The sequence below is a fragment of the Streptomyces sp. NPDC001902 genome (assembly GCF_042891295.1).
Taxonomy (GTDB): Bacteria; Actinomycetota; Actinomycetes; order Streptomycetales; family Streptomycetaceae; genus Actinacidiphila.
In genome coordinates this window covers 1-22,627 of sequence record NZ_JBIATA010000046.1, presented here as the reverse complement: position 1 = coordinate 22,627, position 22,627 = coordinate 1, and the positions used below count along the sequence as shown (strand labels likewise).

The 22,627-nt window shown below is 70.8% G+C and carries 22 protein-coding genes and 3 pseudogenes; 9 read left to right on the top strand and 16 right to left on the bottom strand.

Going from position 1 to position 22,627, the window contains the following annotated elements; all coding sequences use genetic code 11:
• Positions 1 to 391: 391 nt before the first annotated feature.
• The 4 genes from ACFYYN_RS41750 to ACFYYN_RS41735 all read right to left on the bottom strand — a co-directional run bounded on the left by ACFYYN_RS41750 (position 392) and on the right by ACFYYN_RS41735 (position 2,280).
• On the bottom strand, positions 392 to 1,051 hold the full coding sequence (locus ACFYYN_RS41750; RefSeq protein ID WP_500549962.1) for a DUF305 domain-containing protein: 660 nt from the start codon (positions 1,049 to 1,051) through the stop codon (positions 392 to 394).
• Positions 1,052 to 1,141: 90 nt separating this feature from the next.
• Positions 1,142 to 1,552 (bottom strand): DUF6153 family protein, encoded by a 411-nt coding sequence (locus ACFYYN_RS41745; RefSeq protein ID WP_500549961.1) that lies wholly within the window; start codon positions 1,550 to 1,552, stop codon positions 1,142 to 1,144.
• 97 nt (positions 1,553 to 1,649) lie between these two features.
• A complete protein-coding gene (locus tag ACFYYN_RS41740) occupies positions 1,650 to 1,922 on the bottom strand; it encodes a hypothetical protein (RefSeq protein ID WP_500549960.1) in 273 nt (90 codons plus the stop codon).
• A 16-nt stretch (positions 1,923 to 1,938) separates the two neighbouring features.
• Positions 1,939 to 2,280 carry an SHOCT domain-containing protein gene (locus ACFYYN_RS41735; protein WP_500549959.1) on the bottom strand — a complete coding sequence of 114 codons (342 nt, stop codon included), beginning with the start codon at positions 2,278 to 2,280 and terminating at the stop codon, positions 1,939 to 1,941.
• Between the two features lie 186 nt (positions 2,281 to 2,466).
• Here ACFYYN_RS41735 and ACFYYN_RS41730 point away from each other — a divergent pair, with 186 nt between their 5' ends.
• Positions 2,467 to 5,241: a heavy metal translocating P-type ATPase gene (locus tag ACFYYN_RS41730; protein WP_500549958.1), complete on the top strand. Its 2,775-nt coding sequence runs from the start codon at positions 2,467 to 2,469 to the stop codon at positions 5,239 to 5,241.
• Positions 5,242 to 5,805: 564 nt separating this feature from the next.
• On the opposite strand, the gene ACFYYN_RS41725 is transcribed toward ACFYYN_RS41730, so the two are convergent.
• Complete coding sequence (locus ACFYYN_RS41725; protein WP_500549957.1) at positions 5,806 to 6,390, bottom strand: rhodanese-like domain-containing protein; 585 nt, start codon at positions 6,388 to 6,390, stop codon at positions 5,806 to 5,808.
• 56 nt (positions 6,391 to 6,446) lie between these two features.
• Here ACFYYN_RS41725 and ACFYYN_RS41720 point away from each other — a divergent pair, with 56 nt between their 5' ends.
• Positions 6,447 to 6,725 (top strand): metal-sensitive transcriptional regulator, encoded by a 279-nt coding sequence (locus tag ACFYYN_RS41720; protein ID WP_500332061.1) that lies wholly within the window; start codon positions 6,447 to 6,449, stop codon positions 6,723 to 6,725.
• A gap of 58 nt (positions 6,726 to 6,783) precedes the next feature.
• On the opposite strand, the gene ACFYYN_RS41715 is transcribed toward ACFYYN_RS41720, so the two are convergent.
• The 5 genes and pseudogenes from ACFYYN_RS41715 to ACFYYN_RS41695 all read right to left on the bottom strand — a co-directional run bounded on the left by ACFYYN_RS41715 (position 6,784) and on the right by ACFYYN_RS41695 (position 12,223).
• Complete coding sequence (locus tag ACFYYN_RS41715) at positions 6,784 to 7,527, bottom strand: sulfite exporter TauE/SafE family protein (protein ID WP_500549956.1); 744 nt, start codon at positions 7,525 to 7,527, stop codon at positions 6,784 to 6,786.
• Positions 7,528 to 7,681: 154 nt separating this feature from the next.
• A complete protein-coding gene (locus ACFYYN_RS41710; RefSeq protein WP_500549955.1) occupies positions 7,682 to 9,055 on the bottom strand; it encodes a rhodanese-like domain-containing protein in 1,374 nt (457 codons plus the stop codon).
• Between the two features lie 118 nt (positions 9,056 to 9,173).
• A pseudogene (locus ACFYYN_RS41705) lies at positions 9,174 to 9,943 on the bottom strand (TSUP family transporter).
• 329 nt (positions 9,944 to 10,272) lie between these two features.
• Complete coding sequence (locus ACFYYN_RS41700; protein WP_500549954.1) at positions 10,273 to 10,821, bottom strand: ArsI/CadI family heavy metal resistance metalloenzyme; 549 nt, start codon at positions 10,819 to 10,821, stop codon at positions 10,273 to 10,275.
• A gap of 31 nt (positions 10,822 to 10,852) precedes the next feature.
• Entirely contained in the window at positions 10,853 to 12,223 is a 1,371-nt protein-coding gene (locus ACFYYN_RS41695; protein ID WP_500549953.1) for an NAD(P)-binding domain-containing protein, read from the bottom strand.
• A gap of 268 nt (positions 12,224 to 12,491) precedes the next feature.
• On the opposite strand from ACFYYN_RS41695, the gene ACFYYN_RS41690 reads away from it, so the two are divergent.
• A complete protein-coding gene (locus ACFYYN_RS41690; RefSeq protein ID WP_500332056.1) occupies positions 12,492 to 12,857 on the top strand; it encodes an ArsR/SmtB family transcription factor in 366 nt (121 codons plus the stop codon).
• A 335-nt stretch (positions 12,858 to 13,192) separates the two neighbouring features.
• Here ACFYYN_RS41690 and ACFYYN_RS41685 read toward each other — a convergent pair whose 3' ends face one another.
• Together ACFYYN_RS41685 and ACFYYN_RS41680 are read right to left on the bottom strand one after the other, a co-directional pair.
• Positions 13,193 to 13,765: a hypothetical protein gene (locus tag ACFYYN_RS41685; RefSeq protein WP_500549952.1), complete on the bottom strand. Its 573-nt coding sequence runs from the start codon at positions 13,763 to 13,765 to the stop codon at positions 13,193 to 13,195.
• Positions 13,747 to 14,085 (bottom strand): PadR family transcriptional regulator, encoded by a 339-nt coding sequence (locus ACFYYN_RS41680; RefSeq protein ID WP_500549951.1) that lies wholly within the window; start codon positions 14,083 to 14,085, stop codon positions 13,747 to 13,749. The genes ACFYYN_RS41685 and ACFYYN_RS41680 overlap by 19 nt, the downstream gene beginning before the upstream one ends.
• Positions 14,086 to 14,176: 91 nt before the next feature.
• Here ACFYYN_RS41680 and ACFYYN_RS41675 point away from each other — a divergent pair, with 91 nt between their 5' ends.
• The gene (locus ACFYYN_RS41675; RefSeq protein ID WP_500549950.1) at positions 14,177 to 14,767 is read left to right on the top strand and encodes a hypothetical protein; all 591 of its coding nucleotides are present in this window, start codon (positions 14,177 to 14,179) and stop codon (positions 14,765 to 14,767) included.
• Between the two features lie 86 nt (positions 14,768 to 14,853).
• Here ACFYYN_RS41675 and trxB read toward each other — a convergent pair whose 3' ends face one another.
• The gene (gene trxB, locus ACFYYN_RS41670; protein WP_500549949.1) at positions 14,854 to 15,789 is read right to left on the bottom strand and encodes a thioredoxin-disulfide reductase; all 936 of its coding nucleotides are present in this window, start codon (positions 15,787 to 15,789) and stop codon (positions 14,854 to 14,856) included.
• Complete coding sequence (locus ACFYYN_RS41665; protein ID WP_500549948.1) at positions 15,786 to 16,199, bottom strand: arsenate reductase ArsC; 414 nt, start codon at positions 16,197 to 16,199, stop codon at positions 15,786 to 15,788. The genes trxB and ACFYYN_RS41665 overlap by 4 nt, the downstream gene beginning before the upstream one ends.
• Positions 16,200 to 16,270: 71 nt before the next feature.
• Between ACFYYN_RS41665 and ACFYYN_RS41660 the strand changes: the two genes are divergently transcribed.
• The 3 genes from ACFYYN_RS41660 (at position 16,271) to ACFYYN_RS41650 (ending at position 18,227) form a co-directional block, all read left to right on the top strand.
• On the top strand, positions 16,271 to 16,585 hold the full coding sequence (locus tag ACFYYN_RS41660; RefSeq protein ID WP_500358350.1) for an ArsR/SmtB family transcription factor: 315 nt from the start codon (positions 16,271 to 16,273) through the stop codon (positions 16,583 to 16,585).
• Positions 16,586 to 16,622: 37 nt separating this feature from the next.
• Positions 16,623 to 17,372, top strand: coding sequence for an aquaporin (locus ACFYYN_RS41655; RefSeq protein WP_500549947.1), 750 nt, complete (start codon positions 16,623 to 16,625; stop codon positions 17,370 to 17,372).
• Positions 17,373 to 18,065: 693 nt separating this feature from the next.
• Positions 18,066 to 18,227 carry a hypothetical protein gene (locus ACFYYN_RS41650; RefSeq protein WP_500549946.1) on the top strand — a complete coding sequence of 54 codons (162 nt, stop codon included), beginning with the start codon at positions 18,066 to 18,068 and terminating at the stop codon, positions 18,225 to 18,227.
• A gap of 145 nt (positions 18,228 to 18,372) precedes the next feature.
• Here the strand turns inward: ACFYYN_RS41650 and ACFYYN_RS41645 are convergent.
• Positions 18,373 to 18,591: pseudogene (locus tag ACFYYN_RS41645) on the bottom strand (transposase); the annotation flags it as partial.
• Positions 18,592 to 18,620: 29 nt separating this feature from the next.
• On the opposite strand from ACFYYN_RS41645, the gene ACFYYN_RS41640 reads away from it, so the two are divergent.
• Together ACFYYN_RS41640 and ACFYYN_RS41635 are read left to right on the top strand one after the other, a co-directional pair.
• Positions 18,621 to 19,424 (top strand): hypothetical protein, encoded by an 804-nt coding sequence (locus tag ACFYYN_RS41640; protein ID WP_500549945.1) that lies wholly within the window; start codon positions 18,621 to 18,623, stop codon positions 19,422 to 19,424.
• A gap of 243 nt (positions 19,425 to 19,667) precedes the next feature.
• Positions 19,668 to 20,702, top strand: a complete 1,035-nt coding sequence (locus ACFYYN_RS41635) for a hypothetical protein (protein ID WP_500549944.1) — start codon at positions 19,668 to 19,670, stop codon at positions 20,700 to 20,702.
• Positions 20,703 to 20,974: 272 nt separating this feature from the next.
• Here the strand turns inward: ACFYYN_RS41635 and ACFYYN_RS41630 are convergent.
• Positions 20,975 to 22,627: pseudogene (locus ACFYYN_RS41630) on the bottom strand (hypothetical protein); the annotation flags it as partial.

The window sequence follows — 22,627 nt, the reverse complement described above, 5'->3', positions numbered from 1 at the left end:
ACCAACCAGCGACACGTCCTGACGAGCCGTCATGTCGCCCACCGGGAGCCCAGCCGGTCCCCCCTCCACCAATGTGTCGCGGCAGTGATCGCTCGTTTCCCGTTTTACGGGGAGGACGAAGAAGAGAGGCGACAGGAAGCGGCGGACGAGATTCGCGAGCTCATCTCCGTTCTCGACGAGCCCGCATCCGTACACGACAGGTTCTGCGAGGCGTGCTGCGACGACGTGGCGATGGGTGGCTACCCCCATGGGGACGTGTGAGTCTGGTTCGCCCTCAACCAAGCCGATCTTCAGCAAGCCGGGAGCCCGGTCGGCAAGCGGGTCGGTGACGGCGGTGACGTAGGCGAGCGGGGGGCGGCACGGGCGTGCCGCCCCCCGCGGTGGCTGCGGGTCAGCCGGCGTCGAGCATCTTGCGCATCTGGGTGATCTCCGCGGTCTGGGCGGTGACGATGTCGCCTGCCAGAGCCTTGGCGGGGGCGTGAGCGCCTTGGTCCTTCTCGGTCTTGGCCATGTCGATCGCGCCCTGGTGGTGCTCGATCATCATGGTCAGGAACATGGTGTCGAAGACCTTGCCGGAGGCGCCGTCCAGGTCGCCCATCTGATCGCTGCCCATCATGCCGGGCATGGACGAGGCGTCGCCGTGGTCCATGCCGGGCATCTCGTGGTCCATGCCGCCCATGTCCTGCGGGACGTCCTTGCCCCAGGCCGTCAGCCAGCCGGACATGGTGTTGATCTCCGGGTCCTGCGCCTGCTTGATCTTGTCCGCGAGGGACTTGACCTCACTGGAGGAGGCGCGGGTCGCAGCCATCTCGGCCATGGCGACGGCCTGGCGGTGGTGCGGGATCATCTGCTGCGCGAAGGTGACGTCGGCCTGGTTGTGCTGGCCCGCCGAGGCCGAGGTCGAGGCCGATGCGGAGGCGGTGGCAGCAGCGTGGGTGGGGTGGGTCCCTCCGGCGTGGTCGGTGCCGCTGCAGGCGGCAAGGACGAGCGTGGCGGCAGCAGCGACAGCGGCCAGGGCAGCACGGCGGGAAAGGGAACGGCTCAGTGTCATGACTGGGGAACTCCAGGAGTGGAGGGGATCAGGGCATGGCTGTGCACGGCGGCACGCCGGTGGGGAAAGGCGCGCGCCGCGGGAGTTTGCCTAGATCCGCAGGAGTTGGAGTTCGGCGAGCGAGGGCGGGCCACGTCCCCCGGCAGGCTCGTGGGGCACCCGGGTGACGGGGTGCGATGTCGTGACGGGATCGCCGGTCACCGAAACGGTCAGCGCCGGGACGGCGGCCGAGCCGGGAAGGGACCCGGAGGAACACATCTGGTGGACGTGGGCGCCATGGCCGTCCATGCCGCCGCCGTCGTGGCATGCATGCGGCCCGCCGGTCTCGGCCGGCGCCATGTGCGAGGTGTGGGTCCCGGTGTGCCCTCCCGGCACAGGGTTGGCAAGAGCCAGGCCGTGCATGCCCAGCAGCCCGATCAGCACGGTGAGCACCAGCAGTACCGGCGTCCGCCGCTGCCTGCGACGGGGCCGTGCAGACGGCGTCGGCTTGATCGGGCTCACGGCGTCATCCTAAGCGGAGCCGACCGGCTCCTGGCGGGTGAGATCCGCAACGCGCCCCGCCGGTCCAGCGGGCGCCGACGCGCCGTCCGGCGCGTCCTTAACGCTTCTTCGCCGGTGGGCGCTCCGCAACCCTGCGGTGTCCGTGGGCTACGGCACTCATCCTGTGCTGATGGGTGGCCGCGTCGATCCGGCCGTGCGGCCACAGGCCGGTGCACCATCCCTGGGCGGCCTCCAGCGCCGCGCGGTGCCCCCGCAGCCGGAACAGCTCCGGGCATCGGCTTTCCCCGGTGGTGATCAGCCGTGCCGTGTCGTAGATCATGGCCGTCACGACCAGCACGCCGACCACGATCGGCACCCATGCCGCGCCCATGCCCTTCGTCCGCCTGTCACCGGTGCCGGGCCTGTGGCTGAGAGCGCGGTGGCCCGGCGCGGCCGCCCTCGGGGCTGTGCGGGTCGTCGTCGGAGCCGCGCAGCGTGGCCAGGCGGCGCCGGTACTCCTCCTCGTCCATCTCACCGCGGGCGAACCGGTCGGCCAGGACCTGCGTGGGGGCGGGGGCGGCGGGCCCCTGCGGTGGGTTGGGGGCAGCGGGTCCCTGCGGCAGGTCGGGGCGGGTGAAGGCCCGGATCAGCAGCACGGCAAGGGTGATGATCACTGCCCAGAACACGATCATGCCAACCGCCATCGCGAACCAGCCCCAGCCGCCGATGCCGTGGCCGTACCAGAACATCGCCCTCACCTCTCCGGTTCACCAGGGACCGTCTGCGGTGGTCCGTTGCTTACGGCCACCTTCTCGCCTGGGGCCGCGGGGCGCAGGAGGCCGATGTTCCCCGGTGTTGGGCCGGGCAGCCCATACCGGGTGGGGCAGGCCGGAGGCACAGTGGACGGGGGAGGTATCCAAGAAGGCGAACGTGCCATGGGTGTTCTCGATGTGATCGTGATCGTCGTCGCCATCGTGCTGATCGCTGCGCTGGGCTGGTTCTTCTTCGGGCCGCGTCGCGCCCGTAACGCCCGGCTCGAGGACGGCGTGCAGCGGGTGGAGGTAACGGTGCGGGGCGGCTACAGCCCCAATGTCATCCGCGTGCGCCAGGGAACGCCGGTGGAGGTCGTCTTCGACCGGCAGGAGTCCGGGGAGTGCACCTCCCGCGTGGTCTTCCCGGACTTCAAGATCGGTGCAGGACTGCCCGCGCACACGCGTACCGCGGTACGGCTCAGCCCCGACCGGGCCGGCTCGTACAGCTTCAACTGCGGGATGCACATGATCCACGGCACGCTCCTGGTCGAGCCCGCCGAGGGCCTTGAAGCCACCCTCCCCTCCCCCGGCGGCGGCAGCACCACGGCGCCGCCGGGTCCGGTCCCGGCGGGCCCCGCCGGGGCAGAACCTGCTGCGGGTGGCGGCCCGCCCGATCAGGGCAGGGCGGCGGCTGAGGCAGAGGCCGCGGATGCCGCCGAGCGGCAGGCGGAGATCGCGGACCTCACGCGTCGGGTCGCCGTCGGAACCGTGCTGACCCTTCCGGTGCTCTTCGCGGTGATGGCACACGAGTTGTTCGGCGCCCAGTGGGTGCCGGGCTGGCTGCTGAACCACTGGCTGCAACTGGTGCTGATCACGCCGGTGATGTTCTACACCGGGTGGCCGATCCACTCCATCGGCTGGCTGACCTTGCGTCATCGCGGCGCCGACATGAACTCGCTGATCACGCTGGGCACGACCGCCGCGTACGGCTACAGCCTGCTGGTGACGGTCGCTCCCGGCCAGCTGCCCAGCGACCTGCGCGAGGTCTACTACGAAGCGGTCGGTGTCATCCTCACCTTGATCCTGCTCGGCCGGCTGCTGGAGGCACGGGCCAAGGCCGGCACCGGTGAGGCCATCCGCGCGCTCCTGGGCCTGCAGGCGCGTACCGCCCGGGTGGTCCGCAACGGCTCCGAGGCGGAGATACCGGTGGAGGAGGTGGCCGTCGGTGACGAGGTCGTGATCCGGCCCGGGGAGAAGGTCCCGGTGGACGCCGAGGTCCTGTCCGGAACCTCGGCGGTGGACGAGTCGATGGTCACCGGGGAGCCGATGCCGGTCACCAAGCACGCTGGGGACACGGTGATCGGCGCGACCGTCAACGGCACCGGTTCCCTGCGGGTTCGTGCCGCCAAGGTGGGCGCCGACACGATGCTCGCGCAGATCATCCGCCTGGTGCAGGCCGCCCAGGCGTCCAAGGCGCCCATCCAGCGGTTGGCCGACGCGGTCTCGGGCTATTTCGTGCCCGTCGTCATCGCGATCGCCGTCGCCACGTTCGCCGTGTGGTTCACCCTCGGGCCGCCGCCGACGCTGACACTCGCACTGGTGTCCGCCGTGGCGGTGCTGATCATCGCCTGTCCCTGCGCGCTGGGGCTCGCCACACCGCTGTCGGTCGTGGTCGGCACCGGCAAGGGCGCACAGGCGGGAATCCTGATCCGCTCCGCCGAGGCCCTGGAGACCGCGCACAAGTTGGACACCATCGTGCTGGACAAGACCGGCACCGTCACCGCGGGCAAACCCGTCCTGACCGACGTGCACACCGCCGACGGGTTCGGCGAGGGTGAACTGCTGCGCCTGGTGGCGGCAGCAGAGGCGGACAGTGAGCACCCGCTCGCGCAGGCCGTCGTCAACGGCGCCCGCGAACGCGGTGTGTCCTGGCCCGCGGCGACCGGGTTCGACTCGGTGACCGGCAAGGGGGTGCAGGCCACCGTCGAGGGCCGGCCCGTGCTGGTCGGGACCGCCCGGCTGCTCGGCGACGTCGGCATCGACACCTCCGGCCTCACTGCCCTCGCGGCCGCTTTCTCTGCCGAGGGCAAGACCCCGGTGCTGGCTGCCGTCGACGGCCGTCCGGCGGGCGTGCTGGCCGTCGCCGACACCGTCAAGGACGACTCCGCCGCCGCGATCGCCGCCCTGCGCCGGCTGGGCATCGAGGTCGTCATCATCACCGGCGACAACGCCCGCACCGCCGCCGCCATCGCCGAGCAGGTCGGCGTGAGCCGGGTGCTGGCCGAGGTCCTGCCCGAGCACAAGGCCGACGAGATCCGCCGCCTGCAGGGGGAAGGCAGGACGGCGGGCATGGTCGGCGACGGCATCAACGACGCCCCGGCGCTGGCCGCCGCCGATGTGGGCCTGGCCATCGGCACCGGCACCGACGTGGCCATCGAGGCCGCCGACGTCACCCTCATCTCCGGCTCCCTGACCGGCGTCGTCACCGCGATCCGGCTGTCGCGGGCCACCATGCGCAACATCCGCCAGAACCTGTTCTGCGCGCTGATCTACAACGCTGTCGGGGTGCCCGTCGCCGCGGGCGTCCTGTACCCGTTGTGGGGCATCCGTCTCAGCCCGATCATCGCCGCCGCCGCCATGGCCCTGTCCTCCCTGTCGGTGGTCACCAACGCCTCCCGCCTGCGCCGCTGGCACCCGCCCGCCCTGCCGCCCGCCCCGCGGCCGACGGGCGTTCAGCCGCAGGTCGAATCCGCTGCCGGCCGGTCACCGGAGGGGCCCGGACAACCCGGCCAGGCGACCGTGGTGGACCCGGTGTGCGGGATGCGCATCGACCCGGCAGCCGCCACCGACCGCCGCGAAAGCGCTGAGGAAAGCAACTGGTTCTGCTCCCCCGAGTGCGCGGCCGCCTTCGACGCCGAACCGGGCCGCTACGGTCCCCCGTCAGGCGGCCGGCAATAGGAGGGAAACCACCCGCGGTGAGCAACGCAGCAGCGCCGGCGAAACCGCGTGCAGCGGTCACCGCGGTGAAGTCCGTCCCCCGACTCCAGCCGCCAATCAGAAACACCACTCTTGTCCTGCAAGAAGTTCCTCGCCGGCCCATCCACCTGATCACCCGAGCCTTCGTCCGCCCGGATCCGGCCGCAGGCCATTGGCCTTGCCACGCGGCTTGTACACCGACAGCGCCACGGCCACGAGCAGCACCGCCAGGGCAGCCCCCCGTCAACCACCAGCTGCACCCGCATCCGCTCCTGATCGGACCCGGACAGCGCAGACGTTGCTGCCGCGCCCGCCACACGGTCGACAACCTGCATGTGCGCATGTGCACCAGCAGCAAAACGGTGGCAAGGACGGTCATCACGAGCTTTGTCAAGACCCGGTAATGCCGGAACAGACCCCAGCGGTGCCCCATGACTGGACCAGCCCGGTCAGCAGCGATGCGATGACGTCGAACACCTTCACCGCGGCATACCGCCCTCGGTGACGTCGACCGCGGAGCCATCGGGGTCGGTGTTGGGCGGCAGGTCAGCCATGACTGGTCTCCTCGGTCTCGGCACGCACGGACAACGCGGAGGTTCCGCTCTTGGGGGCCCGGTTGTGGGGGAGCCTGGCCAAGAGAGCAGCCATGCCGCAGGTGTTGGTCACTCCCGAGAAGACCAGTCCGGCACCGACAGCGCCGGAGATCCAATGCGCGGGCAACCAGGCCAGTCCGGTCAGAAAACCGATGACCACCAGGGACCCTGCGGCCAGTCGGACCTGGCGGTCCATGGGCCAGGTTGCGCGGGCTCCGGCGGCCCGCTCGACGTCGTGGCCGGCCGCCCGCCAGGCGCTCGTGCCGCCGTCCAAGGTAACGGCCTCGATGCCCAGGCGGGCCAGCTGGGCGCAGGCCTTGGCCGAGCGGTTCCCGGAGGCGCACACCATCAGCAGGGGAGTGCGGGCCGCGACGGTCTTCAGCCCGTCGGCGGCCTCCTCCAGGCGATCCAGAGGAATGTTGTGGGCGCCGGGCAGGTGGCCGGTGGCGTATTCGCCGGGGGTGCGCACGTCGATGACGGTGAACTCGCCGTAGCGGACGGTGGCCTGGCCTGGGGAGAGTGCGGTGGGGGCGGTCACGGAACCATGCCTTTCAGTGAGCGTTAAGATACGGGCGGGGGTATTTGGGAGGTTGCGTGGAACTCAACATGAGTGCCGACGAGCTGAAGTCGGCGCTGAACCGGTTGCGGCGGGCTCAGGGCCAGCTCGCAGGGGTCATCAAGATGATCGAGGAGGGCCGGGACTGCGAGGACGTCATCACGCAGCTGGCTGCCGTCTCGCGTGCTCTGGACCGTGCCGGTTTCTCGCTCATCGCGACGGGCCTGCAGCAGTGCATGACCAGTGAGGACCCGGCGGTGCGGGACTCCGCGCAGATGCGGGCCCGCCTGGAGAAGCTCTTCTTGTCGCTGGCCTGAGCCCCCGGCCTGCCGTGGCCCGGGGTTCCTGGCGGCTGCGGCGGGCCGCGTACGGCGGTCATCGCAGTGCTCCGATCCCCATGGCCACGGCCACGGTCATCAGCAGGGCGCCGAAGGCGCGTTGCAGTGTGGCCGGTGAGACCTTGGCGCTGAGCCTCTTGCCGTCCCAGGCGCCCAGGACTGCGGCTGCGACGAACGGCATCACCAGGGCCCAGTCCAAGGTGGCGGCGGTGGCCGCCCGGGCCAGCAGGGACGCCAGCGCGTTGGTGATGATGACCAGCAAGCTGGTGCCCACGGCCGCGTTCATCGGTACCGCCAGGACGGTCACCAGGGCCGGGACGGCGAGGAACCCACCGCCCACGCCGAGAAATCCGGTCACCGCGCCCAGCCCGGCCCCGGCCGTCGCCGCGCGGCGTGCCGACACCGCCACGTTCACCGGTGGCGTCCGGCGGCGCAGCATGCGCAGCGCGGCCAGCACAGCAAGCACGGCGAAAGCCAGCGTCAGCACGGGGGCGGGAACACGCGCGGACACCGCCCCGGCGGCTGCCGCGGGCAGCAGACCGGCCGCCGCGAACAGCAAGCCCGCCCGCCAGCGCACCGCCCCTGCGCGGGCATGAGCCAGCAGTGCGGTGAGCGAGGTGACGACCACGATGATCAAACTGGCGGTGGTCGCCGCAGCAGGGGTGAAGCCCAGCAGATAGATCAGCGCCGGGACGGTGAGGATGCTGCCGCCCGCGCCAAGCGAGCCCATCGCCAGGCCGACGGTGGCGCCGGCTGTCAGGGCGAGGATCAGCGCGGTCATGTGGCGCTGCCCGCCGCCGGGCATGCGCGGGACATGTGCGGGGCCGGCGCGGGGAGAATGCGGCCGGGACTGCGTCGGGGGAAGAGCATGGCATTGGTCCTTGGGTGCTCCTGCTCTGCCGGCCACTCGGGGCGGCGGCAGGCAGGCGGTGCGGTCAGATCCGGGCAGGGGTGACGAGCGGGAGGTCAGCGTCGGCGGCGGCTGCGTAGCCGTCGTCGACGGCCACCACGGACCGGCCGGCGGCGTCGAGAACGGACGCGGCGATCGCCGCGCGCATCCCGCCCGCGCAGTGCACCCACACCGTGCCCGCGGGCACCTCGTTCAGGCGCTGGTGGACCTGGTGGATGGGGATGTGCACGCTGCCCTTGATCCATCCACCGGCCCGCTCGCTGTCCCGGCGCACGTCCAGAACCACGGTGTCCTCGGCGTGCTCGCGTGCAGCGGCCAGGTCGGCGAACCGCGCCCGCGGGAACGACACGAGCTGGTCGTGTGCGGTGACCCAGTCGGCCGGTGAGCCGACGGCGGCCGCGGCCGGGCGGTCGATGCCCACGCGTGCCAGTTCCCGCTGGGCGCGGGCGAGGGCCTCGGCGCTGCCGGCCAGGAGCGTCACCGGCTTGCCCCACGGGATCATCCACGCCAGATAGGTCGCCAGCTGCCCTTCGACCTCAAAGTTGTACGACCCGGCCAGGTGACCGGCGGCAAAGGCCACCCGGCTGCGGAGGTCGACGACCCACTCCCCCGCCGCGAGGCGCCGCGCGATCTCGCCGGCCTCGGCATGCTGCGGCGCGGTCAGGTCCAGCGGTACGGGACCGGCGGCGTTGGCCGGACCCATGTGCGCGTAGTAGGCCGGCACATCATCCAGTGAGGCCAGCAGCCCAACCACGAACGTCTGCACGTCCTGGACCAGCGCCGGGTTGGAGGCCTTCTCTGCGCCGATGGTGCTGTGCTCGCCCCCGGACTGGGTGGAGGAGCAGAAACTGCCGAACCCGTGCGTGGGCATCACCGGCACCTCATCGTCCAGTTCTGCGGCGAGCCGGTGCACCGAGGCGTGCTGGGCCGGGGCCAGCTGTCCGGTCAGGCGCGGCTCCACCAGGTCGGGCCGTCCCACGCTGCCGATCAGCAGCGACCCGCCGGTGAAGGCGGCCACCGCTCGCCCGTTCTCCTCCAGCACGTAGGAGGTGTGGTGCGGGGTGTGGCCCGGGGTGGCCACGGCACGCAGCACAAGCCCGTCGTCGATGTGCTCCACGTCCCCGTCGCTCACCGGGATCCGCGCGTAGGCCACCGACGCCCCGGCGGGCACCAGGTAACGGGCGCCGGTCAGCCGGGCCAGTTCCAGGCCGCCGGTGATGTAGTCGTTGTGCAGGTGCGTCTCGGCGACTGCCGTGATCCGCACCCCGTGCCGGGCGGCCGCGGCCATCACCCGGTCGATGTCCCGCGGCGGGTCCACCACGACCGCGCGGCGGGCTCCGCCCACCAGGTAGCTGCGGTTTCCCAGTCCTTCGGTCTCCAGGGTGTCGGCAAAGAACACGGTCCTCTCCCTCCTCACGTCTTTACCCCCGGGGGTATCTACTGACCACCGTAACAGATACCCCGGGGGGTATTTTCGGGGGTGTGGTGGCCGCCGTCTCAGCAGCAGGAACACACGGTCAGTGCAGGGCTTGGGCGGCGTAGAGGGCACCGATAGCCGCGGCCAGGGTTCCCAGCGTCATACGCAGTGCGGTCTCGGGCAATCAGGGCTGAAGCCGGGCGCCGAGGTGACCGCCGATGAGGCCGCCGAGTCCGCAGGCCAGCCCGAGGTACCAGTTCGGAGCAGTGGTGTCGGAGCCGGCCAGCGACGGCAACGCGAAGGTGCCGGCACCTGCCCGTGAGGTGACGAAGGTCTAGGCGAGCGCGGCCGGGGTGACCTGCGCGACGGGCATGCCACGCGCCACGAGAAGCGGGCCGAGTATGGAGCCGCCGCCGATGCCGTAGATCCCGCCGCGGTTCCGACCACGAAGGCTAGGCGGGTCACGGCGCGGGCGGAAAGCCGCCCGGCCGCCCGCCGGGCGGGCCGTAGCGTGCGAACGCAACCACGTGCCCAGGGGAAGCAGCAGGGCTGCCGCCAGGAGGCGGAAGACGGCGGGGCCGGGAACGGCGATGACGCGGATGACCGCACCGACGACGACGCCCGGCAGTGTTCCGCGGACCAGCCGGCGGGTCAGCGGTCCGTGCACCAGACCGTCACGGTGGTAGCGGGCCAGTGCTCCGGGACCGGCCACGACGTTGAACGCAAATTGGTCGGGGTGGCCGCCGGGCTGGGCACGCCGAGCACGCTCAACTGCACCGGCAGCAGGAGGATCACCCCCGAGACCCCGACCGGTGCAGTCACCGGTGCGATCAGCAGGCCGGCGGCCAGCCGGGCCAGACCGGACAGCATCAATGAGGTCAGACGCCAGATGCCGTCACACATCAACAGGCGCATGCGGGGCCCTGTCCTCCCTCCATCAGGGCCCCGCCCTGCAGTCGTCCGGCGGATGGGCGCTCCAGGACACTGGCGCCAGAACCTGCCCGATCCGCCAAGCGAGCCGCCCACTTCCGGGAATGCCACCGAGACCGCCCCGCGGAAGTCGGGTCCGAAGCCGCAGGAGACGGCGTATGACCGCGTTGCGCGTCCCACCGCCGACGCCCGGTTGAGGGCGTGCTGGCCGGGTGCGAGTCCCCGCCGGGGCCGGGGAAGGCGTGGTAGGCGGCGCCCCAGCCGGCGATCTACGTGAGGCAGAGTGCGGGCAGGGCGGCGCGCGGCCTGGACCGGCCCCCTTCTCCGGTCCAGGCCGCGCGTGATGGGAGGTTGGTCACGTGGTCAGCAGCAGCCGCCGAGTGCGGTGGCCTGGGGTTCGGCCGGGGTGGCGTCGGTGCTGCAGCAGGTGCCGGCCGGTTGCTCACGTCTACGGCGTCGGCCTTGACGACGTAGACCTCCCAGGGCTCCTTGCCGGGGCCGTGGACCCAGACCTTGTCCTGCAGGGCGTAGCAGCAGGTGGTGTCGGTCTCTTCGGTGGTGGCCAGGCCTGCTTGGTCGAGTCGGCGGGTGGCGGCGGTGACGTCGTCGGTGGAGGCGACTTCGACGCCGAGGTGGTCCATGCGGGTGTCCTCGCCGGGCTCGCCTTGGAACAGGACGAGCTTGAGCGGGGGTTCGGCGATGGCGAAGTTGGCGTAGCCGTCGCGGAGCTTGGCCGGTTCGGTGCCGAAGAGCTTGGTGTAGAAGGCGATGGACGCCTCAAGGTCGGGGACGCGGAGGGCGAGCTGTACGCGGGACATGACGTGCCTCTTCTCTCCTGCGGGGTGGGGGTCAGCAGCCGCCGCTGGTGGCGGGGGCGCCGACACCGATCTGCAGGACAGCCGGGGCAGCGCAGCAGCCGCCACCTGCGTCCTGGGTGGTGTCGGGCTGGTCGAACAGGCCGGCACCGCCGCACACGCCGGTGTCGGGGAGGGTGAGCTCGACGCGTTCGGCGGCCTCGCGGTCGCCGGCGATGGCGGCGGCGACGGAGCGGGTCTGCTCGTAGCCGGTCATGGCCAGGAAGGTCGGGGCGCGGCCGTAGGACTTCATGCCGACCAGGTAGACGTCCTGCTCGGGGTGGGACAGTTCGTTCACGCCGTGCGGGTAGACGGTGCCGCAGGAGTGCACGTTGGGGTCGATCAGCGGGGCGAGGGCGGTCGGGGCCTGCAGGCGCTCGTCCAGGCCGAGCCGGATCTCCGACAGGAACGTCAGGTCGGGACGGAACCCGGTCAGCGCGATGACCTCGTCGACGGGTTCCAGGCGGCGTCCGTCTTCGGCGACCAGGACGAGGCGGCCGTCGGTGTCGCGTTCGATGGCTTCGGTGCGGAAGCCGGTCACGGCGTTGGCGTGGCCGTTGTCGACGGCCGCCTTGGCGGCCAGGCCGAGGGCTCCGCGGGCGGGGAGCTGGTCGGCTGCTCCGCCGCCGAAGGTGTCACCGGAGATGCCGCGCCGCAGGATCCACACGGCGTGCGCGCCGGTGCCGTCGTCGGCCTTGGCCAGGTCGGCGAGGTAGGCGAGGGCGGTGAAGGCGGAGGCGCCGGAGCCGATCACGGCGGTGCGCTTGCCCGCATAGCGGGCGCGTACGGCAGGGTCGTTCAGGTCCGGGACGCGGTAGGTGATGCGGTCGGCCGCTGTCCTCTCGCCCAGGGCGGGCAGTCCGTTGCCGCCGGCCGGGCTGGGCACGGCCCAGGTGCCGGAGGCGTCGATGACGGCGCGGGCGGTGACGCGCTCCTCACGGCCGTCGGCGTGTGCGATCTGCACCACGAACGGCTGCGTTTCCCGGTCGGCGTCCACGATCCGGTCGCGTCCGGCCCGGGAGACCCCGGTCACCGTGGTTCCGTAGCGGACCTTGTCGCCCAGGACGTCGGCGAGCGGCTGCAGGTACTGCTCGGCCCAGTCGCCGCCGGTCGGGTAGGTGGCGCCGTCCGGGCGGACCCACCCGGTGGGGGCGAGCAGCTTCTCCGCCGCCGGGGCGGTGACCTCGGCCCAGGTGGAGAACAGCCGCACGTGCGACCACTCGCGCACCGCGCTGCCTGCGACCGGGCCGGCCTCCAGCACCAGGGGTTCGATACCTCGCTCCACCAGGTTGGCGGCAGCGGCAAGCCCTGCGGGCCCGGCTCCGATCACGACGACAGGCAGCTCGGTGGTGACAGGCGCGTTCACGACGACTCCTCGGTGTTTCGACATCTGTCGATACATGCTTTGCGCCGCCAGGATTGCAGTTGCTTCGACGAACGTCAACATAGACATCCATAGAATCAGAAGATTCATCCGTGGAGCGGATCGACGCCGTGATGGCCGGGTCGTGCACGCGGTGCGCGGGACGGGCAGGGCCCGTGCCGCCACGGCCCACGGACCGGCCGGACGTTTTGTCCGCGCCGGCGAGGTCGGCCCCTCGCCTCTATAGTTCGACGTATGTCAACATAGACGTATGTCGAATGTGGAGCTGCTGCCGGTCCTGGACTCCGAGGTCGTCGTGCCGTGCTGCCCGCCGCTGACCGAACGGCCCTTGGACGCGGAGGAGGCCGAGCGGGCCGCCAAGATGTTCAAGGCACTCGGCGACCCGGTCCGGCTCCGCCTGTTCTCCGCGGTCGCCTCCCACGAGGGCGGCGAGGCGTGCGTGTGCGACATCTCCGACGTCGGCGTGTCCCAGCCGACCGTCTCCCACCATCTGAAGAAGCTCAAGGAAGCCGGTCTGCTCAGTTCCGAGCGACGCGGCACATGGGTCTACTACCGCGTCGAACCGTCGGTAGTGGCCGCGATGAGCAAGCTTCTGGCTGGCGCCGCGGCGGCCTGAGGCTCCGACGAGCCGCCCGGTTCGCCGTCAGCGTTTGGTCTCCGCGAGCTGGGCCACGCACTGCACCAGCCCTCAGGTTCACGCTCGCCCGCCATCTACCATCTACGAAAACGCGTGACTTGGCGCCCGTCCGCGCCAGGGCGTCACCAGTTGCAGCCGGGGCGGCGCAGCAGTCCTCGCTGTGCCCGGCAACGCGACCGCCTTCCCTGTTGCCGCAGGCGCATGCCGGTTGTCGGTCGGGGCCGCGTGCACGGGTGCTCGGACGGGACTTGCATCCGGTACCCAGGTACAGCCATCGGGCCCTGGGCACAGGATCGCCCTGCGTGGAGGGAACGTCAGGCGACTGGGCGGAGGCGCGGAAGTGCGCGCAGAGTCAGGGCGAGCCGACAGGCGCTTGCGGTGGCCGCGAGCACGAGGGGGCCGGTGGGCGTCGGCGCGAGCAGGGCGAACATGGTCAGCGCTGCGGCGTCGAGAGTCACCAGGCCGGTACCGGCCACGACCGCAGCGGGCCGGATGCGGCGGTACGGTCCTCGCCAGGCGACCGCGAGCGCACTGACCACGACGAGCAGGGCCAGCGGCAGGGCCGCGTGCGCGGCGGCGGGCATGGTTCGCCAGGTTGGCGTGGTGACAAGCACGGTGGCCCAGCAGCCGCCGACCAGGGGGCCGGTGGCAAGCAGTCCGCGGGCGAGTCGGCGCCCAGGGGCGATGTGCGCGAAAGCGGCAGTGACCTGTTCGAGGGTGCCGAAATCGGCGATGGCCACCGTGGCCGCGGCGTCGGGGGCGAGTCCCTGGTCGCGGAGGTCGTCGTAAGACGCGAGCAGGCCGTCGGTCAGTTCAGTGGCGATGTCGGCGGGCAGCCGGTCGCGCAGAGCGTCCAGGTAGGCGCCGATCAGGTGGGGCGTGGCCACGGCTGTCCTTCCAACAGGGTCGTCACGAGCGCGGAGAATTCCTGCCAGCCGGTGCGCTCGCCGGCCAGGGCGGCGTGGCCGGCCTTGGTGAGCGTGTAGCTGCGGCGGGGACGGGGGCCGTCGGTGTCCCAGGTGCCGCTGATCAGACCGGACTCCTCCAGGCGGCGCAGCGCCGGATAGATGGTGCCGGTGGGCAGGTCGATGCGTCCGGCCGAGCGGTCGCGCAGTGCCTCCTTGACCGCATAGCCGTGCCGGGGGCCCTCTTCGAGCGTGGCCAGCAGCAAGGCATCCAAGTGACCTTTCAGTACTTCTGCCCTCATGCGTAGTGACGCTACTCGCCCAGGGCTTCCCGGACCAGAGACCGAGCAGTAGCGTTCCTATATAGGTAGCCACACTACTCAGGGGCGACGGATGGACCTTTTCGGGATCCACGTGCCGGAGACCTCGCCGGTCTTCCTGGGCTTCTTGGCTGTGCACGTGGTGGCGGCGCTGGTGGCCGTGGTGGCCGGAGCGGCGGCTGCGCTGGTGCGGCGCAAGGGCGGCGGGCGACACAGCAATTTCGGCGGTGTGTACTTCTGGGCGATCTGCGCGGTCTTCGCCACCTCCACGGCCCTGACGGCCATGCGCCCGCGCGAGGACTACCACCTGTTCCTGATCGGCTCGGTGGCGTTCGCCGGGGCAGGTCTCGGGCGTACGGCCAGGCGTCGGCGCTGGTCCGGCGATGCGGCGCACATCATCGGCATGGGCGGTTCCTACGTCGCGATGCTGACCGCGTTTTACGTGGACAACGGTCCTCAACTGCCGGTCTGGGATCGGCTGCCCACTGTGGCCTACTGGCTACTGCCCGCCGCAGTCGGAACCCCGCTGATCTGGCGCGCCGACCGCCGTGCCCGCGCGCGGACCTCCACCCTCAACATCGGGCAGACGCGGTTCCTCCCGGAGGACGCCCCTGGACGGCTTTCCGAGGAAGATCCGAGCCCTGACGGTGTCGGACACGGATGACGGGGCCTCAACAGGTCGCAGTCGGCCAAGACTTCGACGGGCCGGCGTTCCTACCGGGTGCCGGCCCGTCAGTGTCCGCGCGACCGTCAAAGGGCGGCGAGATAGCGCTCGGCGTCCAAGGCCGACGCGCAGCCGGTGCCGGCGGCGGTAATGGCCTGGCGGTAGGTGTGGTCGACCACGTCGCCGGCGGCGAAGACGCCAGGGATCGCGGTGCGGGTGCTGGGCGCGTCGACCTTCAGGTAGCCCTCTTCGTCCAGGTCGAGGACGCCCTTGAACAGCTCCGTGCGCGGGTCGTGGCCGATGGCCACGAAGAGGCCGGTCACGGGCAGTTCACGGGTGTCGCCGGTCTTGGTGTCCTTCAGTGTCAGGCCCGACAGCTTGCCGTCGGTGCCGTGTATGGCGGCGACTTCGCTACCCCAGGCGAAGGAGATCTTCGAGTCGGCGAAGGCCCGCGCCTGCATGGCCTTGGAGGCGCGCAGGGTGTCGCGGCGGTGGACGATGGTGACGGTCTTGGCGAAGCGGGACAGGAACGTCGCCTCTTCGATGGCGGTGTCACCGCCGCCGATGACGGCGATGTCGTGCTCGCGGAAGAAGAACCCGTCGCAGGTGGCGCAGTACGACACGCCCCGGCCGGACAGTTCGCCCTCGTTCGGCAGGCCGAGCTTGCGGTGCTGCGAGCCGGTGGCGACGATCACGGCCTTGGCCCGGTGGACGGTGCCCTCGGAGTCGGTGACGGTCTTGACGTCCCCGCTGAAGTCGACCGCACTCACGTCGTCCGGGACGAGTTCGGCCCCGAACCGCTCGGCCTGGGCCCGCATGTCGTCCATCAGGTCCGGGCCCATGATGCCGTCGCGGAAACCGGGGAAGTTCTCGACCTCGGTGGTCTGCATCAGCGCGCCGCCGGCGGTGACCGAGCCCTCGAAGACCAGCGGTTTCAAAGAGGCGCGGGCGGTGTAGAGCGCGGCGGTGTACCCGGCGGGACCGGAGCCGATGACGATGACCTCGCGGACCTGCTCGCTCATGCCTTCGGCTCCGGGGCGATCTCGGCGATCAGGCCCTCGATCCGGGTCTTGATCTCGTCACGGATGGGGCGGACGGCTTCGACGCCCTGACCGGCCGGGTCCTCCAGCGTCCAGTCCAGGTAGCGCTTGCCGGGGAAGACGGGGCAGGCGTCGCCGCAGCCCATGGTGATGCACACGTCCGAGGCCTGGACCGCCTCGACGGTCAGCACCTTCGGGGTCTCGGCCGACACGTCGATGCCCACCTCCTTCATCGCCTCGACGACGGCCGGGTTGACCTGGTCGGCAGGGGCGGAGCCGGCCGAGCGGACCTCCACGCGGTCCCCGGCAAGGTGGGTGAGCCACGCGGCGGCCATCTGGGAGCGGCCGGCGTTGTGGACACAGACGAAGAGCACGGAGGGCTTGTCGGACATGGTGGTCTCTCTTGTCTACGACGGGATGCCCGGGCTGGCATCAGCCCCGGCTGATGTGACAGTATCAGCCCATGCTGACGTCAGTCGACACTGATCTGATCCGGGTTCTGGCGGACCCGCTCAGGCTCCGGATCGTGAGCCTGCTCGCCCGCGAGACGCTGTGCACGACGCATCTCGTGGAGGAGACGGGCGCCCGTCAGACCAACCTCTCCAACCACCTGAAGGTGCTCAGGGAGGCCGGTGTTGTCGAGACCGAGCCGTGCGGCCGGTTCACGTACTACCGGCTGCGGCCGGAGGTCATCGAGAGCCTGGCCGGGTCCTTCACCGATCTGGCCGCCACCGCGCGGGCCACCGCCGAGAACAACACCAAACGCGCCTGCCCCTGATCCCCGTCCCCCTCGCGCCTCGCCGACAGGAGTCCCGTTGAGCGCCACCGAGACCGCCCCCGAGATCACGGCGGAACCCGCCCCCGCCGTCGTCCCCACACCGCGTGTCCCGTTGACCCGCCGGGCAGCCGCAGAGCTGGTCGGCACCGCCGCCCTGGTCGCCATCGTGATCGGCTCCGGCATCCAGGCCACCGAGCTCAGCAAGGACGTGGGGGTCCAACTACTGGCCAACGCCATCGCCACGGTCTTCGGCCTGGGTGTGCTCATCGCCCTGCTCGGCCCGGTCTCCGGCGCGCACTTCAACCCCGTCGTCACCCTCGCCGAGTGGTGGACCTCCCGCCGCGAGGGCGGGGACGGCGTCACGGCCCGCGAAGCCGCCGCCTACATACCGGCTCAGATCGTCGGGGCGATCGCCGGCGCGATCCTGGCCGATGCCATGTTCGCCGAGCCCCTGGTGAAGTGGTCCACCCACGACCGCTCCGCCGGGCATCTGCTGCTCGGCGAGGTCGTCGCCACCGCGGGCCTGGTGCTGCTGATCTTCGGCCTGGCCCGCACACAGCGACTGCACTTCGCACCGGTCGCCGTCGCGTCCTACATCGGCGCCGCCTACTGGTTCACCTCCTCCACCTCCTTCGCCAACCCCGCAGTCACCATCGGCCGGGCCTTCTCCGACACCTTCGCCGGCATCGCCCCGGCCTCCGTGCCCGGCTTCATCGGCATGCAACTCGTCGGCGGCGTCGTGGGCCTGGCCCTGGTCGCGCTGCTCTTCGCCCGCACCGAGAAGTGATCCGTACGACGCAGGTGGTCGTCCTTCGGCGTAGGCCGACCGGGCCTCGCCTCCGGCTACCACCTGCGTCGTCTCAACCTCGTCATCCTCGACGCACAGAACACCCCGGGAGGGGCCTGCCACGCCCAGCCCACCCTTGATGGTGAGCACAGCACCGGGCTCCAGGCCCTGGAGGTGGCGGTGGGTACAGGTCGTTCCCGTCGGTCCGCGCGTTGTTCGTCGTGTCTGCGTTGTGAGCGCACACCCTGTTCCACCTGGCAGGTGCCACGCAGCGTCGCCCGCCTCGGTCGCACTGTCATCACCTATCGCGGGCGCCTGCGTCGGTCTGTTGCGGCTTGGCTGGTGGTTGTCGGACTGCTGGTGGGCAGCGGGGTCGCAGGGGTTTTGCCGTCGACCGGGCTGGTCGCTGCTGGTGTTGCCCTGACCTGGGTGGCATGGACGTTGCGGATCATGCGACTCGCGCCCACCTGCCCAGCCCCTGGTGGCGGCCCGGGGCCAGGTGGCGCTAGCGTCCGCGAGCCGCGCCGGCCCAAGCCCTGCCTGCCGGGCGACGCCATCGCTCTGCCCTTGCCGGAGGGTCTCGAACGGTGCTGCCGCGATCGCCTGACGGCCCGCTCACCAACCGCCGGGTCTGCTGCCTACGGGTGCCAAAGGTGGTGCCCAAGGGAGGGAAGAGGGGGTGACGCGGTGCTGATGAGTACGGACGATCCGCTGGCGATCGCAGCGGTGGAGGCCATCCAGGCAGGTGATGTCCCGGCGCTGCACGTGCTGCTGTCGGAGCATCCGGGCCTGGCGTCGGTGCGGCTGGGCGACGAGAGGATGTCGCGGACCCTGCTGCACGTGGCCACGGACTGACCTGGCAACTACCCCAACGGCCCGGCTGTCGTGACGGCTTTGGTCGAGGCAGGGGCAGATCTGGAAGGCCGGTTCGTTCGCAGGCTCGCATTCGGAGACCGCGCTGCATTGGGCGGCCACCAGCGACGATGTGCCCATGCTGGACATGATGCTGGTTTGGCCGGTGAAGATTCCCGGTGCGGCGTCCGGAGTCTCGCGGGACGGGCACGAGGCCGGCGGTGGAGGCGAGGTTCCCGGCGTCGGCGAAGGAGGCGAGGTCTCCCGCGGCAACGACGAACTCGGCGCCGAGGATGGTCCCCATGCCTGGCAGCGATTCGATGATCTGGGCTTGTGGGTGTGAGCGGAAGGTGCCGCGGATCTGCCTATAGCGACGGAGTGGTACGCCGCCGGCTGTTGTTCACGCAGTTCGGCGCGCTGCAGGTCGAGCGGATCGCCTACCGCACCAAGGGGGCCTCGAACCTGTATCCAGGCGACACGGAACTGGACCTGCCGACCCGCCGACGCTCCCACACGCTGAAGAGGCTGGCTGCCCTCGAGGCGGCACGCGGCTCATTCGCGGACGTGCAGACCGCGATCGGGCGAGCCACCAGAACCCGCAACGGCAAACGGCAGGCGATCGAGCTGGTCCAGCGCGCCGCGAGGGACATCGACGACTTCTACACCTCCGCACGCAGTGCCTCCGGCTGCGGCTGCGAGGAGATGCCCGGCCGGCTGGGTTATTCGGGCTGGGTCACCGTCAGGGCCCACCGGATGTTCTCATCCGATGCGTCAACCCCCACCGAGAAGGATCCCGACCCCACCACACCAGCATCCATCGTCACCGAACCCACCGCCGGGCTACCGACCGGACAGTCCACCGGGAACTCGGCTACCTGCTCCCCCTGCCAGTGCATCGTCACCGCCACACTGCCCGCGCCCTCGCAAGCAACCGTGAGCACCGTCGGCAGTCCCTCCCACGCTCCCCCGGACACCATTCCCCCATCGCCCCGCCATTCCTCGACCCACACCAGACCCTCCGGACCCGGACGCGGAAGAAGTCCCCCAGCCGCCACGGACGTCGCCACAGCGTCGGCACCGGTCATGCCGGCCGCACCAGCAGCCACCGCCATCGCCGGGCCCGCCCCAGCCACCACAAAGGCCGCCAGCACCGCGGCCACCACGGCCCTCCTCGTGCTTTTCACGCCTGCCCCTCCCTGATCGCCCGTCATGACACGAACATCCTTGCCCCCACCACTGACAATCCGGACTGGCTGCACACCATCCTGGGGATGCGTGAGGGTGCATCTGGCCCTGCGGCCTCAGCCCACGGGAGGCCGAGCCGGGGCGCAGCCCAAGCCTTCGGCTTTCTGCCGGCAGGAAAGGCGTCGCCGGCACCGGTGCGAGGGGGCGCTGCCGGGGGTCTTTGATGGCCGGGGTTGTCAGATGTCTAAGGTCGCGGCCATGATGAGGACCACGCCGCCGCGCCCTGTCGTTGTCGAGGCGCTCTTCCCGGAGCTGGGCGCTTTGCGGGGGACGACAACCCGGCTTCATCCACGGCCGGGCACACCCGACCTGTCAGCCAGTTCCGTGGGCGGTCCCATGCTGTGGCCGGCGGACGAGCCATGGCCGGTATGCGACGAGGCCCACGGGCGCGGGCGGGGGCGACGGCCAGCCGACATCCACCGCTACCGGCAGATCCTGGCTGCTGCATGGGCCCGCGAACAGGCCACCGGCCCTACAGACGAAGAACGGGAGCTCCTGCACGAACTGCACCGCGAACACCGGATCCCCGGGGCATCCGAGGCCGACCCGCTGCCGATGATCGGCCTCGCGCAGCTGTACCGGCGGGATGTCCCCGACCTGCCGGCCGGGCCGGGCAACTGCGATCTACTCCAAGTGTTCTGGTGCCCCTTCAACGCGCACGGCCCAAGCCGGTACGACCTCAATGTGCATCTGCGCTGGCGGCGGTCACGGGAGGTCAGCAAGGTACTGACCGCGCCGCCACAGCCGCTGGTCGTCGAGTCCGACGGCTTCGTGCCCGAGCCCTGCGTGCTCCATCCGGAGCAGGTGGACACCTACCCCTATGCCGGCCTGCTGCCCGAGAAACTGCTCGCCCGGATCGACACCTGGGAAGACGCCCTTGAACAGGGGGGCGAGCAATCGGCAGGCGAGACCACACAAGAGCAGCTCGCCTACCAGTACGACCTGTCCATCCCGCCCGGCTGGCGCGTGGGGGGCTTCGCCTCATGGCACGCAACCGACCCGTACCCCATGGACTGCCTGACTTGCACGACACCGATGCACCTGCTGCTGACCATCGACAGCTCCGAGTGGGACGGCGGCAGCCGCAGCTGGCGGCCCCTGGAGGAGGACCAGGTACTACCCCTAGACCACACCGCCACCCCCACCCAGATCACCGTGGGCCGCTGGGGCGAACTCAACATCTTCACCTGCCCCGATAACCCCGGACACCCACACCGCTGCGCCATCCAATAGCGCACGACCTCGGCCGATGGCCAGCCGCGGTCCCCTGCGGTGCTCTTGGCGTCTTTAGCACTGGGATGCGGTGTGACCTGCTGTCTGCCGCGTCCCAACGGGCTTCGGCCAACCCTTTGGGAACGCGGGCGAGCCTGGTGGCCTGGTAGGCCGCCCGTTGGCCATGACGGGAGAGGCCCCCGCCGTTGCGGGGCCCGTCGGTGCAGCGACGTCCGCGGGCCGGAACCACGGAGGGCACGAGCCTTGTACCGCTGTTCCGGCCCGCGCGTGGGCTACTTCGTCAGGTAGGCGTCGACGATGGTCTCGTCGACGGTGTTGCCCTGCTTGTCCACGGCCTGGGCCTTGAACGAGACGCTGTCGCCGGCCTTGGGGTTGGTGACCTGGACCCGGCCGTCGCACACGCTCAGCTTCTGCCAGTGGGCTCCCTTGTCGTAGGAGGCCCACACGCTCAGGGACTTGAGGTTCCTGCCCGCGGCGGTGCCGCGGACGGTCACCGGGACCCACACCTTCGCCCGTGCCTTGCCCGTGTTGTCGAGGGACAGGGCGGGGGTGAAGCGCACGACGGAGGTGGGGAGCTTGGTGATCCCCGGGGCGAACTCGGAGGAGAACGTCCAGCTCGCGGTCATGCTCGTGGAGACGTCGGCGACCGTGCCGCGCTTGACCGAGACGGTCAGCCGGTAGTCGGCCCGCTCGTTCTCCGCGATGTAGAAGACGTCCATCGGGTTGGAGCTGGTGTTGACGAGCTCACCGTTGCGGTAGAGGGACGTTCGCGCGCTCTCGATCGGTGAGCGGTTGTTGCTGATGTTCCCCTCGCTGTCCGAGAACAGCGGAAGCCGTCCGTCGATCGCCTCGTCGGCCCGGAGCAGTCCGGTGCCTTCCGGGAGATCGGGACCGAAGACACCGACGTTGAAAACGTGCTGGTAGGAACGTCCTGGCTTGAAGGTCCTGGTGAGTGCGTCATAGCGGGTCTCATAGGAGTCGTTCGCGTCGACCTGCATGAAGCCCAGCTGCCACGCGTTGGTCCCCGAGAGCAGATGCAGGGTGCCGGTGTAGGGCAGGGCGTGGACGGTGCCGCGGCCGCCACCGCCCTCGGTGATCGGCGTGATGAATCCGAACTTGCCCTTGGCGGGTGCGCCGAGCTTCACCTGGACCTCGGCGAACTCCCTGGACTTGGCGTGGTGGGTGAAGCCGGTGAGGTACCTGTCACCGGTCGGCTGGTACACCAGGTGGTACTCGTCGTGCCCGTTGCCGCCGGTGGAGAAGCTGGCGACGAGCTTCTGGCTCAGCTTGTCGTCCGCGGCCACCTTGGGGCCCAGGTGGCCGGTGCGGTACTTCGCGAGGGTGCTGGTCAAGACCCCGAAGTAGGCACCGGATCCGTCCGGCAGCTCGACGCCTGCGCCGAAGTAGCCGAATACCTGCTGGGCGGAGCGGTCGGGGACGGTGATGTCGAGCGGCTTGGCGGTGCGCGCGTCCACCGTCACCACGGTGTCCTTGCTGACCTCGAGGTCGGGCTGGTTGAACCAGTCACCGCCGAGGTCGTTCGAACCCGCCGGGTCGACCCGGACCATGCTGTTGAGGAAGTACCGGCCCTTGGGGACACGCACCGAGTACGTGTCGCCGTACAGCACGGCGCCGACTCCCATCGCGGGTCCTGACAGGCCCTGCATCTGAACGTCCCAGGCGGGGGCGGGCGCGGGCTCGCCCTTGCGGTCCAGCGGCTTCACCGTGACGGTGTACATCTCCGACTCACGTTGCACAGCCAGCGCGGTGCCTACGGTCTGCCCGTCGCCAGTGGCCGTGATCCGTCCCGTGAAGAGACCGACCGCGTCGCCGCCGAGGCGGGTGTCGGCGGTGACCTTCACCGTCGCCTCGCCGTGCGCCGGGACGGTGACCTGGTCGTCCGCGGTGAACATGCCGGCGGGCGC

Coding starts and splice junctions, on each gene's coding strand:
- ACFYYN_RS41750 (WP_500549962.1), bottom strand. CDS start 1,051: ATGACACTGAGCCGTTCCCTTTCCCGCCGTGCTGCCCTGGCCGCTGTC.
- ACFYYN_RS41690 (WP_500332056.1), top strand. CDS start 12,492: ATGTCGAATGTGGAGCTGCTGCCGGTCCTGGACTCCGAGGTCGTCGTG.
- trxB (WP_500549949.1), bottom strand. CDS start 15,789: ATGAGCGAGCAGGTCCGCGAGGTCATCGTCATCGGCTCCGGTCCCGCC.
- ACFYYN_RS41680 (WP_500549951.1), bottom strand. CDS start 14,085: ATGAGGGCAGAAGTACTGAAAGGTCACTTGGATGCCTTGCTGCTGGCC.
- ACFYYN_RS41650 (WP_500549946.1), top strand. CDS start 18,066: ATGAGTACGGACGATCCGCTGGCGATCGCAGCGGTGGAGGCCATCCAG.
- ACFYYN_RS41675 (WP_500549950.1), top strand. CDS start 14,177: ATGGACCTTTTCGGGATCCACGTGCCGGAGACCTCGCCGGTCTTCCTG.
- ACFYYN_RS41700 (WP_500549954.1), bottom strand. CDS start 10,821: ATGTCCCGCGTACAGCTCGCCCTCCGCGTCCCCGACCTTGAGGCGTCC.
- ACFYYN_RS41635 (WP_500549944.1), top strand. CDS start 19,668: ATGATGAGGACCACGCCGCCGCGCCCTGTCGTTGTCGAGGCGCTCTTC.
- ACFYYN_RS41730 (WP_500549958.1), top strand. CDS start 2,467: ATGGGTGTTCTCGATGTGATCGTGATCGTCGTCGCCATCGTGCTGATC.
- ACFYYN_RS41660 (WP_500358350.1), top strand. CDS start 16,271: ATGCTGACGTCAGTCGACACTGATCTGATCCGGGTTCTGGCGGACCCG.
- ACFYYN_RS41665 (WP_500549948.1), bottom strand. CDS start 16,199: ATGTCCGACAAGCCCTCCGTGCTCTTCGTCTGTGTCCACAACGCCGGC.
- ACFYYN_RS41715 (WP_500549956.1), bottom strand. CDS start 7,527: ATGACCGCGCTGATCCTCGCCCTGACAGCCGGCGCCACCGTCGGCCTG.
- ACFYYN_RS41735 (WP_500549959.1), bottom strand. CDS start 2,280: ATGTTCTGGTACGGCCACGGCATCGGCGGCTGGGGCTGGTTCGCGATG.
- ACFYYN_RS41740 (WP_500549960.1), bottom strand. CDS start 1,922: ATGGGCGCGGCATGGGTGCCGATCGTGGTCGGCGTGCTGGTCGTGACG.